Below are 15,218 nucleotides of genomic sequence, written 5' to 3'. Positions count from 1 at the left end.
TAAAATGGAGCGTCTTATCAGATTAAATGGCAAAAATATTACAAATCTCGAAAACGTTTATTTAACTGATAAGTAGAAGAGGTAATATAACGTTCCATTTGTTGTAAACGTTTTTCACCTTGCATCAATTGATTATCTACCTCGCTTAAAATGTCTTTTAAGCTCTCTTGCTGATTTTCACCTTGCTGGTAATTAGCAGGAGCTGGCTCCATAAAGAAACTTAAAACAAAATAAGCAACAATAGTTAAACCGAAAAAACCAGCAAACAGCGCAATCACCGCAATAACCCTGATAAGTAAAACAGGAATATTAAAATAATGGGCAAGCCCAGCACATACACCACGGATCATGCCCTCTTGTGGCAAGCGATACAATTGCTTGCTTTGCATCGTCATTGTGATTGCCTCCAGTTAGGATGTTCTGCATCAAGTATTTGTTCTAACGTCTTAATGCGTTCCTGCATTTGCTGAGCTTTATCCACCAGCGCGCTCAGTCGCTGCATTTCTTGATGGGTTAACTGAACATTACCTCCACCTTTCTGACTGTTGTAGTGCAACCACAACCAAATAGGGAGAATAAATAAAACGAAAATTGTCAGTGGTATTCCCAGAAATATATAGCCCATTACATATCCTTTATAAGATGGTTATTACGCTTGCTGTTACTCTTTATTGATATTGATTTTAGCTTTTAATGCCGCTAATTGCGCGCTAATTTCATCATCAGCTTTTAATTCAGCAAACTGTTGGTCTAAAGATTTTTCCTTTCCTAAACCATAACTTTGAGCTTCACCTTCCATATGGTCAATACGGCGTTCAAATTGTTCAAAACGCGCCATTGCTGCATCCATTTTACCACTGTCTAATTGGCGACGAACTTGGCGAGATGAATTTGCTGCTTGATGACGCACAACTAAAGACTGCTGTTTTGCGCGTGTTTCAGTTAGCTTGTTTTCTAATTCACTAATTTCGCCTTTTAAACGAGTTAGCGTTTCATCAATAATAATCAGTTCGTGTTTCAATGTGTCATTAACTGATGCTACACGTTGTTTTTCGATTAATGCTGCACGAGCTAAATCTTCCTTTTCCTTGATAAGAGCTAACTCTGCTTTATCCTGCCAATCTTTCATCTGTTTTTCAGCTTGTTCGATACGGCGCTCTAATCCTTTCTTTTCAGCTAAAGTGCGTGCAGAAGTTGTACGGATCTCAACTAACATATCTTCCATTTCTTGGATCATTAGGCGGATCATTTTTTCAGGATCTTCCGCTTTATCTAATAAAGAAGCGATATTGGCATTAATAATGTCAGCAAAACGTGAAAATATACCCATGATGTTATCCTTAATAGCTATGCTAATTAGTGACGTTAAATTATTTCAGTAATGGCGCACTGTCGTAACGCCGGCATACTTTAGTTAATACAATTTGCGTGCCAACTTTTAAAATTCACTTAAACTATTAATAATAGGTAATTTATATTGTTCGCCTATTTTTCGAACACCTGATAGACTGGTAAAAAATACCTCAATATGGTGAATTTAACCAATGAATGAGAATTTAGAGACAATAATCGGCGTTGACAGTCAATTTATTGATGTATTAGAACAAACCTCAGCACTCGCTCAATTAAAAAAGCCTGTATTAATTATTGGTGAACGAGGTACAGGCAAAGAGTTGATCGCTCATCGCTTACACTATCTTGCTCCTTGGTGGCAAGGACCTTTTATTTCAATCAACTGTTCTGCGCTCAATGACAATTTACTTGATTCTGAGCTTTTTGGTCATGAAGCAGGCGCTTTTACTGGTGCTAGAAATCGTCATCAAGGGCGTTTTGAACGTGCGGATGGAGGTTCTCTTTTTCTTGATGAACTGGCGACTGCTCCCATGCTTGTGCAAGAAAAGCTTCTGCGCGTCATTGAGTATGGTCATTTAGAGCGCGTTGGGGGCAGTCAATCTCTGCATGTTGATGTTAGGCTTATTTGCGCGACAAATGCAGATTTACCCGCAATGGCAGAAGAAGGTAAATTTCGTGCCGATTTACTCGATAGATTGGCGTTTGATGTTATTAGACTCCCGCCATTAAGAGAGCGACGTGCAGATATTATGTTGCTTGCTGAAAATTTCGCTATCTCAATGTGCCAAGAGTTAGGTTTACCTTTTTTTCCTGGTTTTAGTGATAGTGCGCGCCAAGTACTTTTAGATTATTCATGGCCAGGTAATATTCGTGAGCTAAAAAATGTTGTTGAACGCTCGGTTTATCGTCATGGAACCTGCGATAACGTACTCACCAATATTATTATTGATCCCTTTGCCGGTCTTCAGACGTCAAAAACACCCACATTAAAAAAATCACCTAAAGAAAATTTTTCACTACCTATATTACCGTTGGATTTACGCCAATGGCAAAATGATGTAGAAAAAAAATTAGTAAATAGTGCATTAAAAGAGAGCTTATATAACCAGAAAGAGGCGGCTGAAAAATTATCACTAAGTTACGATCAATTTAGAGGGCTAATTAAAAAACATCAAATAATAACTTAATTTATTGATAAATATAGTTTTTTAATTGCCAAGGGGGAGGCGTAAACAATAGGCAAAAAAAAAGCCAGCACCCGAGCTGGCTAGTAAAAAATACTGGAAGCAATGTGAGCAATGTCGTGCCCTCTGCGGAAAACCTCTTACCGCCGAAGGACAATACGGATGATAATCTTTATCATTAGCATTTGTAAAGCATTTTATTGAGAATTTTTCTCACTTTGTTTTTTTGACTATTTGGGGATAGAAAGTTTTTTAAGTTACAATAGCAAAATCGTTTCTCTAAAAGACATTATTTATGCGCCCTATTTTATTTATTGGTACTTTGCTACTCACCTTTACAAGCGTAACTTGTATTGCGGATGTAGCACCAAAAACACAAGCACCATCTATAACGCTTGAGCCAACTCCAATTAATCAAAATGGCTTTGTTTACTGTGTTGATGGCAGTGTAAATACCTTTAATCCACAACTATCAAGTAGTGGATTAATTATTGATCCTCTAGCTGCACAGCTTTATGACCGTCTTTTAGATGTCGACCCATACACTTATCGCCTGATCCCTGAAATTGCAGCTCGATGGGAAACATTAGATAACGGCGCGACATACCGCTTTTATTTACGTAAAAATGTCTCCTTTCAACAAACATCTTGGTTCACACCAACACGTAAACTTACCGCTGATGATGTTATTTTTAGTTTTGAAAGGATGATCAATCCACAAAATCCTTTCAATCAAATTAATGGCGGAAAATACCCCTATTTTGACAGCTTAAGTTTTGCCAATAATATCCAATCGATAAAAAGACTAGGTCAATACACGGTAGAATTTAGCTTAAAAGAGCCTGACGCCTCCTTTCTATGGCATTTAGCAACACATTACGCCCCTATTCTTTCTGCCGAATACGCCCAAAATTTAGAAAAATCAGGCGATCAAACACAGCTTGATTGGAAACCAGTAGGAACAGGCCCTTTCTTTTTAGATGAATATCAACCAGGGCAATTTGTTCGTTTATTTAGAAATAAAGATTACTGGAAAGGCCAACCCAAAATGCAACAGATTGTTATTGATATGGGTGCAGGTGGTACAGGCCGTATATCTAAATTACTCACTGGTGAATGTGATGTTTTAGCCTATCCTGCCGCAAGCCAATTAAAAGTCTTACGTGACGATCCACGACTAAGATTAACTTTGCGTTCTGGTATGAATATCGCTTATTTAGCCTTTAACACCAGCAAACCACCCCTAAATGATCTTAAAGTTCGTCAAGCTATTGCTTATGCCATTAACAACGAACGTTTAATGGAATCTATTTATTATGGTACGGCAGAAACGGCAGCATCAGTGCTTCCTCGCGCATCTTGGGCTTATGATAACCGAGCAAAAATTACAGAATATAATCCTGAGAAATCGAAACAAATTCTTAAAGAGCTAGGCCTTGATGGGCTGAAATTAAATCTTTGGGTACCTAGCGCCTCACAATCTTATAATCCAAGCCCATTAAAAATGGCGGAACTTATTCAAGCAGACTTAGCGCAAGTGGGTATTCAAATGAGCATTCGTCCTATTGAAGGACGATATCAAGAAACGAGTATGATGGATCGCACCCATGATATGACCTTATCTGGTTGGTCAACTGACAGTAACGATCCTGATAGTTTTTTCCGTCCTCTCTTTAGCTGTGCAGCCATTGGCTCACAAACTAACTTAAGTCATTGGTGTTTACCTAGCTTTGATGATATTTTGAAAAAAGCGCTTTATAGTCAGCAACTTGCTTCAAGAATGGATTATTATCATGAAGCTCAAGATATTCTTGCTCAAGAGTTACCAGTGTTGCCTTTAGCAAACTCTTTACGTATGCAAGCATATCGTTATGATATTAAAGGATTGGTATTGAGTACTTTTGGTAATGCGTCTTTTGCTGGTGTTTATCGAGAGGCAGAAGTAGACGAACAAAATCACAAGAAAGAGGCTGTAAAATAATCCATGATTATTTATTCAATACGTCGATTGCTTTTATTGCTTGTGACACTGTTCTTTTTGTCGCTAGTGAGCTTTAGCCTAAGTTATTACACACCAAATGCCCCGTTAAGTGGTGCATCACTCACCGATGCCTACTTTTTTTATGCCCATAATATGATCCATTTTGATTTTGGTATTTCCTCTATCAATGGTGAACCTATCAAAGCGCAATTGGTAGAGGCACTTCCAGCGACCATGGAGCTTTGTACATTAGCTTTTCTTTTTGCCCTTATTGTAGGTATTCCTGCTGGTATTATTGCGGGAGTTTGGCGTAATAAATCCGCCGATATTATTATCAGTAACTTCGCGCTTTTAGGTTTTTCTGTGCCAGTATTTGGACTTGCATTGCTGCTAACGCTTTTCTTCTCACTAAAATTGGGTTGGCTACCTGTTTCAGGCCGTATTGATTTGCTTTATAACTTACAACCTATTACAGGCATTGCATTAGTGGATGCGTGGTTATCTGATTCACCTTATCGTCAACAAATGATCATTAATGTATTACAGCATTTAATTTTACCTGTAATAACTCTGGCTATTGCACCAACAACCGAAGTTATTCGATTAATGCGAAACAGTACGGAAGAAATTATGTCAGAGAACTACGTGAAAGCAGCCGCAACTCGAGGTCTTTCACGTTTTACAATTATTCGTCGCCATATTCTTCATAATGCTTTACCCCCAATCATCCCTAAATTAGGCTTACAGTTCTCCACCATGCTTACGCTAACTATGGTAACAGAAATTGTATTTAACTGGCCGGGGCTTGGTCGTTGGTTGGTTACAGCAATCCGTCAACAAGATTACTCTGCTATTTCAGCTGGCGTAATGTTGGTGGGTTCAATGGTCATTATTGTCAACGTTTTATCAGATATTGTGGGCGCAATGAGCAACCCAATGAAACACAAGGTGGGATATGCCTTTAGATAGCCAATTTTATAAAGAGAAAAAAACACCCACACCCGCTGCGGTGATTTGGCAATGTTTTTCTAAAGACGTTATCTCAATGGTAGGGTTTTATGGCGTTCTTTTTCTCTTAGTGCTCAGTATTATAGGCCCTTATATTGCGCCTTATGCACTCGACCAACAATTTTTTGGCCATCAACTCACTCCGCCATCTTGGTATCAAAACGGCAATGTCTCTTATTTCTTTGGTACAGATGATTTAGGACGTGATGTATTCAGCCGAATTTTAATTGGTACAAGCATGACCTTTGGTGGTGCATTTATTGTTACTTTTGCAGCGACACTGATGGGATTAATTATCGGTTGTTTTGCAGGTATGACTCATGGCTTAAAATCCGCTATTCTCAATCATATATTAGATACCCTGTTATCAATTCCATCCCTACTGCTTGCTATTATTGTTGTAGCTTTTGTTGGAACAAGCCTTGGTCATGCGATGATAGCGATTTGGCTGGCGCTGTTACCTCGTTTAGTCAGAATGATTTATTCTGCGGTTAATGATGAATTAAACAAAGAGTATGTTATTGCTTCTCGACTTGATGGTGCATCGAACATTTCCATTTTATGGTATACCGTACTGCCTAATATTACGCCTGTATTAGTTTCTGAATTAACACGCGCTTTCTCAATTGCTATTCTTGATATTACAGCATTAGGTTTTCTCAATTTAGGTGCCCAACTTCCTTCACCAGAATGGGGAGCGATGTTAGGTGATTCGTTAGAGTTAATATATGTTGCTCCTTGGACAGTCTTAATTCCGGGCGCCACAATTATGATAAGCGTTTTACTGGTGAACCTTTTAGGTGATGGTTTACAGCGTGCAATAAATGAGGGAGTTGAATAATGCCTTTATTAGATATACGCAATTTAACCATTGAATTTATGACACCCGATGGCCCAGTAAAAGCGGTAGATCGTGTTTCTATAACCTTAAATGAAGGTGAAGTGAGAGGTCTTGTTGGTGAATCAGGGTCGGGTAAAAGCTTAATTGCAAAAGCGATTTGTGGCGTTACAAAAGATAATATCAGTGTGACAGCCGATCGCTTTCGTTTTGATGATATCGACTTACTTAAATTATCACCAAGAGCTAGACGCCGTGTCATTGGTCATAATGTCTCAATGATTTTCCAAGAGCCACAATCTTGTCTTGATCCTGCTACAAAAATTGAACAGCAACTTATACAGGCAATTCCTGGTTGGACTTTTAAAGGCCATTGGTGGCAACGCTTTCATTGGCGAAAACGTCGCGCAATTGAACTATTACACCGTGTAGGTATTAAAGATCACAAAGACATTATGCGCAGTTATCCTTATGAATTAACTGAGGGTGAATGCCAAAAGGTGATGATTGCCATTGCTATTGCAAATCAGCCTCGATTGCTGATTGCGGATGAACCGACTAACGCTATGGAGCCAGCAACACAAACCCAAATCTTTCGTTTACTGACTCGACTTAATCAAAATAACAATATGACCATTTTGTTGATTAGCCATGATTTGCAATGGATGAGCAAATTGGCGAATAAAATTACGGTTATGTATTGTGGTCAAACCGTTGAAACGGCATCCCCTGACGAGTTATTAGTGACACCTTATCATCCTTATACTCAGGCTTTGATCCGCTCTATTCCCGATTTTACCAACTCATTGGCACATAAGAGCCGTTTAAATACATTACCCGGCGCAATCCCCTCTCTTGAGCATTTACCTGTGGGATGTCGCTTAGGGCCTCGCTGCCCTTATGCGCAGCGACAATGTATTGAAGCACCTCGGTTACGTTTATTTAAAAACCATGCCGTGGCTTGTCATTTTCCGTTAAATGTGGAGCAAACTGATGTTCGATAAGCTGCTTGAGGTGAAAAATCTATCAAAAACATTTCGCTATCGTACCGGATTATTTCGGCGTCAGCAGTTAGAAGCCGTAAAACCTGTGAGTTTTACGCTAGAACCCAAGCAAACTTTAGCTATTATTGGTGCTAATGGTTCGGGAAAATCTACACTAGCGAGAATGTTATCAGGTGTGACAGAGCCTACGGGTGGCGATATTTTTATTAATGGGCATCAACTGACTTTTGGTGATTACCCTTATCGTAGTCAGCGAATTAGAATGATATTTCAAGATCCCACCAACTCATTAAACCCGCGCCAGCGTATTGGTCAAACATTAGAGATCCCTTTACGCCTGAATACAGACTTAAGTGCGATTGAGCGTGAAAAACGAATTTATCAAACATTACGCCAAGTGGGTCTTTTACCTGAACATGCAAACTATTATCCTCATATGTTTGCATCAGGTCAGCGTCAACGAATTGCGCTTGCACGAGCATTGATATTACAACCTCAAGTCATTATTGCCGATGAGGCAATAGCTTCGCTGGATATGTCTTTACGCTCACAAATAATAAACTTGATGTTAGAACTGCAAGAAACCCATGATATTGCCTATATTTATGTGACACAAAACTTAGGCATGACAAAACATATTAGCGATAAAATCATAGTGATGGATAATGGCGAAGTCGTTGAACGTGGTAATACAGCAGAAGTCCTTGCGTCACCATTACATGAAGTTACTCGAAGATTGGTAGCAAGTCACTTTGGTGAAGCCTTAACAGCAGAAGCTTGGCGTCAAGATTTGACTTAAGTGTAAACAATATAAGCATAATGTTGATTGTACATTATTTCACCCTTTTCCCTTAACTCCTCGGAGGTGCTAGGGAAATTAAACAAATTTACAAATGTCGTGGTAGAATCAGCCACGTTTATTAACAATAAGCGTGATAACCTAACAGATAAATAAAACTGTGAATGATGTTATTATCGCGATTTACGAAAAAACAAGGATACAGCTATGGGCTTTATGACCGGCAAACGCATTCTTATTACTGGTGTTGCTAGTAAATTATCAATTGCTTATGGTATTGCCAAAGCTATGCGTGACCAAGGTGCAGAACTTGCATTTACTTACCAAAATGAAAAACTGAAACCACGCGTTGAAGAATTTGCAGCATCATTAGACTCAAATATCGTATTAGAGTGTGATGTGTCAAAAGACGAAAGCATCGATACCATGTACGCAGAACTTGCAAAAGTTTGGCCAAAATACGATGGTTTTGTTCACTCTATCGGTTTTGCTCCTGCTGACCAATTAGATGGCGACTACGTTAATGCCGTAACTCGTGAAGGCTTTAAAATTGCTCACGACATCAGTGCATACAGCTTCGTTGCTATGGCGAAAGCAAGCCGTGAAATGCTAAATCCAAATTCAGCTCTATTAACTCTGACTTATTTAGGCGCTGAACGTGCAATCCCTAACTATAACGTTATGGGTCTGGCAAAAGCCTCTTTAGAAGCTAACGTTCGTTATATGGCAAATGCTATGGGTCCTGAAGGTATTCGTGTTAACGGTATCTCAGCAGGTCCGATCCGTACATTAGCGGCATCTGGTATCAAAGATTTCCGTAAAATGTTAAGCCATTGCGAGTCAGTAACTCCTCTGCGTCGTACTGTAACAACGGAAGATGTGGGTAATACAGCCGCATTCTTATGCTCTGACTTATCTGGTGGTATCACAGGTGAAATCATTCACGTAGATGGTGGTTTCAGCATCGCTGCAATGAATGAATTAGAATTAAAATAATTCTATTCTATAAATAAATAGAAGCCAGTCTTACTGTTAAGGCTGGCTTTTTTATTATAACAATGCTGCTATTTATCCTTACTTTTTAATTGATTTTTTTCTTCTATTTTTTAGCTTATTCCTATAATCTTTTTTATACTAGCGATAAAATAATCACCTATTAATAAAAGGACTTAATGTATGAAGAAATTTAGATTTCTGTTTTATATTTTTGCTCTTATTGGTGCAATTATTTTTGTTGTGGCGTTGTTTGTTATTAAATCTGAATTAAATGTAGTAAGAAATGGAATAGAGACAACAGGTGTTGTTATTGACCAAAGTGTGAGTAAATCTTCGGATGATAGAAGTATTTATCACCCTATTATTAGATTTAATACGGAAGATAATAGAGAAATAACGTTTCGCTCACCAGAAGGTGGCAATCAATCCCGCTTTTATCTTGGTGAAAAGATTAACGTTATTTATCTTCCAAGTGATCCACAAAGAGCAACAATAAACAATTTTTTAGGCTTATATGGCGCGGGTACTATATTAAGTATTTTTGGATTGGTATTTGCATCAACAGGGCTTATCCCTTTGTATTTTATCAGAAGAAGAGCAACAAGGGATCAACGACTAAAACGTGATGGGATGCCTATCAATGTAAAAATATCCGAAATTATTATTAATAGTCATATTCGTTTTAATCACCGTTCTCCCTATCAAATTATTGCTGATTATCATGATACATTAAACAATCGATTAATTCGTTATAAAAGTGGTTATATCTTTTTTGATCCCACACCTTATATTAATAAAGAGCTTGTTACAGTCTATGTTGATAAACGAAATCCAAAAATCTATTACCTTGATATTTCTTTTTTACCCTCCTTTGAAGAGTCATAATTGAAGACGTCTTATATCCTATTAATATAAGGAGCATTTGTTTTCGTGTATTTTCATCAATTAACTGCCTTGTTCACAGATTTACAAAAGCCTTTTTTATTCGCATCATTTGAGTTTGCTAATTTCTTAGAACCTCTTATCATCTTATATTAGTGAAGATATTCTGATATCTGTAAGTTAATTCACCACCTCATTGATAGGGAGCTATTCAATATGAAATTGTACTACACGCCAGGTAGTTGCTCGCTTTCCCCTCATATCGTTTTACGTGAAACCGGTTTAGACTTTTCAATAGAGCGCATCGACTTACGTGCTAAGAAAACAGAATCGGGGAAAGATTTTCTAACCATCAACCCAAAAGGCCAAGTCCCTGTTCTTCAATTAGATAATGGTGATATTTTGACTGAAGGTGTTGCAATTGTTCAATACCTTGCAGACTTAAAACCAGATAGGAATTTAATTGCACCGCCAAAATCGCTAGAACGTTACCATCAAATTGAGTGGTTAAACTTTCTTGCCAGTGAAGTACATAAAGGCTATAGCCCTCTATTTTCACCAGATACACCTGAAAGCTATGTACCTGTTATTAAAACTAAATTAAAAAGTAAATTTGCTTATATTAATGATGTATTAAGCAAGCAAAAATGTGCATGTGGTGAGCATTTTACGGTTATTGATGCCTATTTATTTACATTAAGCCAATGGGCACCGCATGTGGGTTTAGATTTAACTGACTTAACACATCTGCAAGATTACCTAAAACGCATTGCACAACGACCTAATGTGCATAGCGCACTGGTCACTGAAGGGTTAATTAAAGAGTGAGTTAAAACGTAATAAAAAATAAACTTAATACAATAAAAAAGCGGACGTAATATTCATATCCGCTTTTTCTTTTCTTAGGATTTGTGTGGTTTAATCTATCTGTGTTGCGCAGAATCTGTGTGTTGGATGCACCATTTGATCTTGAGCAGCAACGAGTTGCAGTTCGTACTCATTCATCTCTTTCGTTTTTAGCATCACTTCATAAACTGCCGCGGCAACGTGTTCTAATGCAGTTTGTAATTCAACACCTTTAAGTAAATCCACTAGCATTAAACCACTGGTTAAATCACCGACACCCACAGGTTGACGCTCACCAAAATCAACTAATGGACGGCTCACATGCCAACTATGTTCTGCGGTAACTAGCAGCATTTCAAAACGATCATGACGATATCCAGCGCGTGATAAGTGTTTTACTAATACAACCTTTGGACCTTGTTTACACAATTCACGGGCAGCATTGACACACTCATCAACATTATGAAGGGCTTTGCCACCACTTAATGTTTCAAGTTCTAACAAATTAGGCGCAATGATATCGCTGATAGGTAACGCTTCTTCACACAGTACACCAGATACTTCTGGCGGCACGATACACCCTTTTTCAGGATGTCCCATTACAGGATCACAAAAATACCATGCGTTAGGATTCGCTTGTTTTACTTTTTTAACGATATCAACAATGCGCAAACCTTGTTCAGCCGATCCCAAATAACCACTTAGTACTGCATCACATTGTGAAAGTTTACCAATTGCGGCAATACCATCAACAATCTCAGTAATATGTTCTGCTGACATGACGCAGCCAGTCCATTTTTCTGGATATTGTGTGTGATTTGAAAATTGCACTGTATTTAGAGGCCAAACATTTACCCCCATACGACGCATTGGAAACTCAGAGGCGCTGTTACCTGCATGACCGAAAACAACATGTGACTGAATAGAGAGTATATTTTTCATGACATAAACCGATTATTGTGAATACACACAACACCCAAGCTTTATCATCATAGGCGAGGTATATACGTTTATTTATTGTTATTAAGAAAAAGGGCAACTCATCGGCTGCCCTTTACTGTCAATTATTTCCAGATAACGAGGCAGTAATGTTTTTTACCGCGACGCAAAATAGAATAATGACCAAATAAGAAATCTTTTTCTTCAAAGACGTATTCAGGATTGTCTTGTTTTTCACCATTAATTGAAACTGCGTTAGAGCCAATCATTGTACGAGCCTGACCGCGAGAAGGAACTAATTCTGCGTTAACCAGTGCTTGTTGCAAATCACTGCCTTTTTCTAACTCAATTGTTGGCATACCATCTTGTGCTAATTGTTCAAGGTCAGCTTGTGTTAAGTCTGCAATTGCACCAGAGAATAAGCTTTCTGTAATACGTTTAGCAGCGATTAAACCTTCTTCACCATGAACTAAACCAGTGACTAGTTCTGCTAATACACGTTGAGCACGAGGCGCTTGACCGCTATTTTTATCTTCTTCTTCAAGTGCATTAATTTCTTCAATGCTCATAAATGTGAAGAATTTTAAGAAGCGATAAACGTCAGCATCTGCTGTATTGATCCAGAACTGGTAGAATTTGTATGGGCTTGTTTTCTTAGGATCTAACCAAACCGCACCGCCTTCTGTCTTACCGAATTTAGTTCCATCAGATTTAGTAATTAATGGTACAGTCATACCAAATACTTGTTTCTGATTGAAACGACGGGTTAAATCGATACCTGAAGTGATATTACCCCACTGATCAGAGCCACCGATTTGTAATTCAACACCTAAATGCGTATTTAATGACGCAAAGTCATAAGCTTGTAATAGGTTATAGGCGAATTCAGTAAAAGAGATACCCACGTCGTCACGGTTTAAACGTTGTTTAACCGCTTCTTTGTTGATCATTTGGTTCACAGAGAAGTGTTTACCGATATCACGCAGGAATGTCAGCACATCCATTTGACCAAACCAGTCATAGTTGTTTGCTAATTCCGCACTGTTTTCACCACTGTTGAAATCTAAGAAAGGTGACACTTGTTTACGAATTTTTTCTACCCATTCGTGAACAGTATCTTGGGTATTCAGTTTGCGCTCAGTGGCTTTAAAACTAGGATCACCAATTAGACCCGTTGCACCACCCACCAACGCCACAGGCTTATGCCCGGCTAGTTGGAATCGTTTTAAACACAGCAAAGGAACCAAATGCCCCAAGTGCAGGCTATCAGCGGTAGGATCGAAGCCACAATAGAGAGCGATAGGACCTTGCTCCAAACGCTCTACTAAAGCTGCCTCATCCGTGACCTGAGCGATTAGCCCACGCTCCTGCAATTGTGTGATTAGGTTCTTGCTAGACATCAATGACTCCATCGGTTTATTGTTTTTTGTCTATTAAAATATAAGTGAAACACAAGTGGTATAGCATAAAGCGCCACTACATTAAGTACCAGTAGAAAAAGACTTTTTGAGGCAAATTTATTAACACAGCATTAAGGTGCTAATCGCTCAATGTCCCATCCTTGTGGTGATTTTTGGTAGATAAAGCGATCGTGTAGACGATTTTCTCGTCCTTGCCAAAATTCAACAGAATCAAATGTCACACGATATCCACCCCAGAAACTCGGTAATGGCACTTCTCCATTTTGGAATTTCTGTTTTAATTCCAGAAATTTACTTTCTAATACGCCTCTTGCGGAAATGCGAGAAGACTGTTGAGAAGCCCACGCTGCAATTTGACTATCTTTAGGACGACTATGAAAATATTTAATCACTTCGAGTGAAGAGAGCCTCTCTGCTTTACCTAAAAAGCAAACTTGTCTTTCCAAGGGATACCAAGGAAACAACAGACTGATTTTTTGATTATGCTCTAAATGACTGGCTTTGCGGCTACCCAAATTGGTATAGAACACGAGCCCTTTTTCATCAAAGTGTTTTAATAACACGATACGTTGATAGGGTTGTCCATTTTCATCAACTGTGGCGACACACATGGCAGTAGGATCGCTTAAACGTGCTTCACAAGCCTGTTTTAGCCACTTTTCGAACAAGACTAATGGCTCTTCTGTTAATTCATGACGTCGTAATCCGCCTTTCATATATTCACGGCGTAAATCTGCAACATCAATAAAATCAAGTTCTGTCATTTTTCACTCTCTCTTTTGAGAAACTGCGTTCAGCATATCACGCTTAACGAGGATTTGTAGGGTAAATCGCCCCTAAAACGGTTTCTCTTGATGCCCCTGTTACAGAAGGCAAATTCCCTGATTCATTTGCGATAGTTCGAGCGGCTAACCAAGCAAATGCCAACGCTTCCATATCATCGCCACTTAAACCATATTTATCCGTTGTTGCGACTTCTGTACCTGGTAATAATGAAGCTAAACGATGCATAATTTGCCCATTTCTCGCCCCACCACCACAAACGAGTAAACGTTCACATCCACCGTTTAATTGGATCTGTTGCACAATACTTATCGCGGTTAATTCAACTAAAGTGGCTTGTACATCTTCAGGAAAAATATTCGGTACTCTTGCTAAATGGTAATTTAGCCATTGTGTATTAAAATATTCTCGCCCTGTACTTTTAGGTGCTGAACGCGAAAAATAAGGATCTGAAAGCATATCTTTCAATAAAGTTGCGTTTACAGTGCCAGTAGCAGCCCATTTACCATTATCATCATAGGGTGTTTGGTTATGGATCCAATTCCAGCTATCTAATAGCATATTTCCGAGTCCTGTATCGTAGCCTTTGACTGCAATACCAGGTAATAACAATGAGATATTGGCAATACCACCAATATTTAAAATAACACGTTTTTCAACAGAGTGTCCTAACACGGCAAGATGAAAAGCGGGTACTAAAGGTGCACCTTGTCCGCCATAAGCAATATCTCTGCGACGAAAATCACCAACTGTCGTAATTCCTGTTAGTGCAGCAACACGGTTGTTGTCACCAATTTGCATAGTAAATGGCATATCACTTTCTGGCTCATGCCAAACGGTTTGTCCATGACATCCTATCGCCGTAATATCACTCGCGCTAAGTTTTACTTTTGCGAGTAACTCTATAATTGCTTGCGCATAAAGTTCGCCCAGTTGGGCATCTAATAGGCCGATTTCATGCAAGGTAGTAGGTTGTCCTTGGCAAACAGCTAAAATTCGTTGGCGTAGTTTTTGTGGATAAGGCAGAAAGTGATTTTCTTGTTGTGCTACGAACTTATTATTGATTGCAGCTAATACAACATCAACACCATCTAAGCTTGTGCCAGACATCACGCCAATGTACCGCCCTGCTATCATGTTCTTTTCCTTATAATCAAGATGATGCAAATTTTTAACATATAATG

Annotated in this window: 16 protein-coding genes; 9 read left to right on the top strand and 7 right to left on the bottom strand. The window is 38.7% G+C overall.

Annotated features, from left to right (window positions below; genetic code table 11):
• Positions 1–38: 38 nt before the first annotated feature.
• From pspC to pspA, 3 genes are read right to left on the bottom strand one after another with little or no spacing between them, the layout of a single operon-like run.
• Entirely contained in the window at positions 39–395 is a 357-nt protein-coding gene (gene pspC, locus ACNARN_RS00755; RefSeq protein WP_416304011.1) for an envelope stress response membrane protein PspC, read from the bottom strand.
• Entirely contained in the window at positions 392–625 is a 234-nt protein-coding gene (gene pspB, locus ACNARN_RS00750) for an envelope stress response membrane protein PspB (protein WP_023582319.1), read from the bottom strand. The genes pspC and pspB overlap by 4 nt, the downstream gene beginning before the upstream one ends.
• Positions 626–661: 36 nt before the next feature.
• Entirely contained in the window at positions 662–1,330 is a 669-nt protein-coding gene (gene pspA, locus ACNARN_RS00745; protein ID WP_072062534.1) for a phage shock protein PspA, read from the bottom strand.
• A 214-nt stretch (positions 1,331–1,544) separates the two neighbouring features.
• Between pspA and pspF the strand changes: the two genes are divergently transcribed.
• From pspF to gstA, 9 genes are all read left to right on the top strand, one after another.
• A complete protein-coding gene (gene pspF, locus ACNARN_RS00740; RefSeq protein ID WP_198625580.1) occupies positions 1,545–2,540 on the top strand; it encodes a phage shock protein operon transcriptional activator in 996 nt (331 codons plus the stop codon).
• 292 nt (positions 2,541–2,832) lie between these two features.
• Complete coding sequence (sapA, locus tag ACNARN_RS00735) at positions 2,833–4,518, top strand: ABC transporter substrate-binding protein SapA (RefSeq protein ID WP_198632641.1); 1,686 nt, start codon at positions 2,833–2,835, stop codon at positions 4,516–4,518.
• A gap of 3 nt (positions 4,519–4,521) precedes the next feature.
• Positions 4,522–5,487 carry a putrescine export ABC transporter permease SapB gene (gene sapB, locus ACNARN_RS00730; protein WP_088496042.1) on the top strand — a complete coding sequence of 322 codons (966 nt, stop codon included), beginning with the start codon at positions 4,522–4,524 and terminating at the stop codon, positions 5,485–5,487.
• Positions 5,474–6,367, top strand: a complete 894-nt coding sequence (sapC, locus tag ACNARN_RS00725) for a putrescine export ABC transporter permease SapC (protein WP_023582324.1) — start codon at positions 5,474–5,476, stop codon at positions 6,365–6,367. Before sapB ends, sapC begins: the two co-directional genes overlap by 14 nt.
• Positions 6,367–7,368: a putrescine export ABC transporter ATP-binding protein SapD gene (sapD, locus tag ACNARN_RS00720; RefSeq protein ID WP_198632642.1), complete on the top strand. Its 1,002-nt coding sequence runs from the start codon at positions 6,367–6,369 to the stop codon at positions 7,366–7,368. The genes sapC and sapD overlap by 1 nt, the downstream gene beginning before the upstream one ends.
• The gene (gene sapF / locus ACNARN_RS00715) at positions 7,358–8,167 is read left to right on the top strand and encodes a putrescine export ABC transporter ATP-binding protein SapF (protein ID WP_023582326.1); all 810 of its coding nucleotides are present in this window, start codon (positions 7,358–7,360) and stop codon (positions 8,165–8,167) included. Before sapD ends, sapF begins: the two co-directional genes overlap by 11 nt.
• Before the next feature lie 207 nt (positions 8,168–8,374).
• The gene (gene fabI, locus ACNARN_RS00710) at positions 8,375–9,163 is read left to right on the top strand and encodes an enoyl-ACP reductase FabI (protein WP_072067955.1); all 789 of its coding nucleotides are present in this window, start codon (positions 8,375–8,377) and stop codon (positions 9,161–9,163) included.
• Between the two features lie 180 nt (positions 9,164–9,343).
• Positions 9,344–10,048: a DUF3592 domain-containing protein gene (locus ACNARN_RS00705; RefSeq protein WP_109372406.1), complete on the top strand. Its 705-nt coding sequence runs from the start codon at positions 9,344–9,346 to the stop codon at positions 10,046–10,048.
• A gap of 213 nt (positions 10,049–10,261) precedes the next feature.
• A complete protein-coding gene (gene gstA, locus ACNARN_RS00700; protein WP_198619591.1) occupies positions 10,262–10,873 on the top strand; it encodes a glutathione transferase GstA in 612 nt (203 codons plus the stop codon).
• Positions 10,874–10,963: 90 nt separating this feature from the next.
• On the opposite strand, the gene pdxY is transcribed toward gstA, so the two are convergent.
• The 4 genes from pdxY to anmK form a co-directional block, all read right to left on the bottom strand.
• Positions 10,964–11,833, bottom strand: coding sequence for a pyridoxal kinase PdxY (pdxY, locus tag ACNARN_RS00695; protein WP_198619592.1), 870 nt, complete (start codon positions 11,831–11,833; stop codon positions 10,964–10,966).
• A 122-nt stretch (positions 11,834–11,955) separates the two neighbouring features.
• On the bottom strand, positions 11,956–13,230 hold the full coding sequence (tyrS, locus tag ACNARN_RS00690) for a tyrosine--tRNA ligase (protein ID WP_036913193.1): 1,275 nt from the start codon (positions 13,228–13,230) through the stop codon (positions 11,956–11,958).
• A gap of 131 nt (positions 13,231–13,361) precedes the next feature.
• Positions 13,362–14,015, bottom strand: coding sequence for a pyridoxamine 5'-phosphate oxidase (gene pdxH, locus ACNARN_RS00685; RefSeq protein WP_109372409.1), 654 nt, complete (start codon positions 14,013–14,015; stop codon positions 13,362–13,364).
• Positions 14,016–14,058: 43 nt separating this feature from the next.
• Positions 14,059–15,171 (bottom strand): anhydro-N-acetylmuramic acid kinase, encoded by a 1,113-nt coding sequence (gene anmK / locus ACNARN_RS00680; RefSeq protein WP_416304010.1) that lies wholly within the window; start codon positions 15,169–15,171, stop codon positions 14,059–14,061.
• Positions 15,172–15,218: the final 47 nt, after the last annotated feature.

This window comes from Proteus sp. TSJ240517 (genome assembly GCF_047921575.1).
In the GTDB taxonomy this organism is placed as follows: Bacteria; Pseudomonadota; Gammaproteobacteria; order Enterobacterales; family Enterobacteriaceae; genus Proteus.
Note: the sequence above shows the minus strand (reverse complement) of the source record. Positions and strands in the feature narration are given on the sequence as shown.

Bases quoted from the DNA above. Each gene is read 5' to 3' on its own strand.
- pspA (WP_072062534.1), bottom strand. From the start codon at position 1,330: ATGGGTATATTTTCACGTTTTGCTGACATTATTAATGCCAATATCGCT.
- gstA (WP_198619591.1), top strand. From the start codon at position 10,262: ATGAAATTGTACTACACGCCAGGTAGTTGCTCGCTTTCCCCTCATATC.
- sapD (WP_198632642.1), top strand. From the start codon at position 6,367: ATGCCTTTATTAGATATACGCAATTTAACCATTGAATTTATGACACCC.
- ACNARN_RS00705 (WP_109372406.1), top strand. From the start codon at position 9,344: ATGAAGAAATTTAGATTTCTGTTTTATATTTTTGCTCTTATTGGTGCA.
- pspB (WP_023582319.1), bottom strand. From the start codon at position 625: ATGGGCTATATATTTCTGGGAATACCACTGACAATTTTCGTTTTATTT.
- pspF (WP_198625580.1), top strand. From the start codon at position 1,545: ATGAATGAGAATTTAGAGACAATAATCGGCGTTGACAGTCAATTTATT.
- anmK (WP_416304010.1), bottom strand. From the start codon at position 15,171: ATGATAGCAGGGCGGTACATTGGCGTGATGTCTGGCACAAGCTTAGAT.
- pdxY (WP_198619592.1), bottom strand. From the start codon at position 11,833: ATGAAAAATATACTCTCTATTCAGTCACATGTTGTTTTCGGTCATGCA.
- tyrS (WP_036913193.1), bottom strand. From the start codon at position 13,230: ATGTCTAGCAAGAACCTAATCACACAATTGCAGGAGCGTGGGCTAATC.
- pdxH (WP_109372409.1), bottom strand. From the start codon at position 14,015: ATGACAGAACTTGATTTTATTGATGTTGCAGATTTACGCCGTGAATAT.
- sapF (WP_023582326.1), top strand. From the start codon at position 7,358: ATGTTCGATAAGCTGCTTGAGGTGAAAAATCTATCAAAAACATTTCGC.
- pspC (WP_416304011.1), bottom strand. From the start codon at position 395: ATGACGATGCAAAGCAAGCAATTGTATCGCTTGCCACAAGAGGGCATG.
- sapA (WP_198632641.1), top strand. From the start codon at position 2,833: ATGCGCCCTATTTTATTTATTGGTACTTTGCTACTCACCTTTACAAGC.
- fabI (WP_072067955.1), top strand. From the start codon at position 8,375: ATGGGCTTTATGACCGGCAAACGCATTCTTATTACTGGTGTTGCTAGT.
- sapB (WP_088496042.1), top strand. From the start codon at position 4,522: ATGATTATTTATTCAATACGTCGATTGCTTTTATTGCTTGTGACACTG.
- sapC (WP_023582324.1), top strand. From the start codon at position 5,474: ATGCCTTTAGATAGCCAATTTTATAAAGAGAAAAAAACACCCACACCC.